1 protein-coding gene is annotated in these 911 nt (G+C 42.2%); it reads right to left on the bottom strand.

Annotated elements, in window-relative coordinates; translation table 11 throughout:
* Window positions 1-167: 167 nt before the first annotated feature.
* Window positions 168-599 carry a hypothetical protein gene (locus C200_RS13955; protein WP_129556453.1) on the bottom strand — a complete coding sequence of 144 codons (432 nt, stop codon included), beginning with the start codon at window positions 597-599 and terminating at the stop codon, window positions 168-170.
* Window positions 600-911: the final 312 nt, after the last annotated feature.

Here is a 911-nt window from a genome sequence, read left to right as displayed (position 1 = left end):
TGGCGGCTTCATTCTAAGGCCCCGAACACACGAAAATAACCTTTCTGAAGCTCCCTATAACTTTTCGCAACAGTGCCGTTTTACAGCTACTACAAGCGATAAGACTAAAGTAGCTGACCAATAATGAAGGGTTATATGTTTTCAGTTAATTTTTTAGTCGGAAAGTATCATGGACTTACATTACTTGCATGGCTTGTACTTTGATTTGGACCTGAAGCTCGTATACTCTCATTCTTAAATGGGAGGGATGGAGTTTTTCTTTGAATTTCTTGATCAAGCATTTTCAATGCTTCTCTTGTGCTAGTTGTTGAATTATGATTTTCTGGCTTGTCACTTTTGTATTTAAATAAACTTTTTTCACGCCATAGTTCGCGATATGGGCTTTTTGGATTAGTTTGACCCTCTAAGAGGTCTTCACGTAAATCTTTCAAAGTTTGCAGCCCCATGCTTTTTACTTTTTGAGACAATTCGCCTAGAAATTTAGATTTATTTTCGCAAGTGATCAAGCTAAATCCATGGGCTTCAAAAGGATTGTAAGTTTGACGACGAAATGCATTCATAGCCGCTTTCTTCGCTGCGAGCCATGGAGTGCTAAGCACGGGGTGAGTAGGCCGAGGTAGGTTCGGGTTTTTAGCAGAGCGGAGTTGCGAAAGGCCGTTAGGTCTGTAGCAAGCGTAACGAGTGTCTAAAAATCTATACGAACCGTAGAGTCATGTGAGAGCACAGTGGTGGAGTGTGCCGATTCAAGGCACGCAACGCTGTGTGACGCGGACAGCCGAGGGTTTATAGTCGTCGCGTTTTGCTCGGCGATTTTGCATCATTGGATGTGCAAAATACCTACCGAGGTAGCGACGCTTACGTTTAATCTTTCCAATCTGCAAAACCCAAGAATACTGTAATAAATATGGTTC

Source organism: Piscirickettsia salmonis LF-89 = ATCC VR-1361 (assembly GCF_000297215.2).
GTDB lineage: Bacteria > Pseudomonadota > Gammaproteobacteria > Piscirickettsiales > Piscirickettsiaceae > Piscirickettsia > Piscirickettsia salmonis.
Note: the sequence above shows the minus strand (reverse complement) of the source record. Positions and strands in the feature narration are given on the sequence as shown.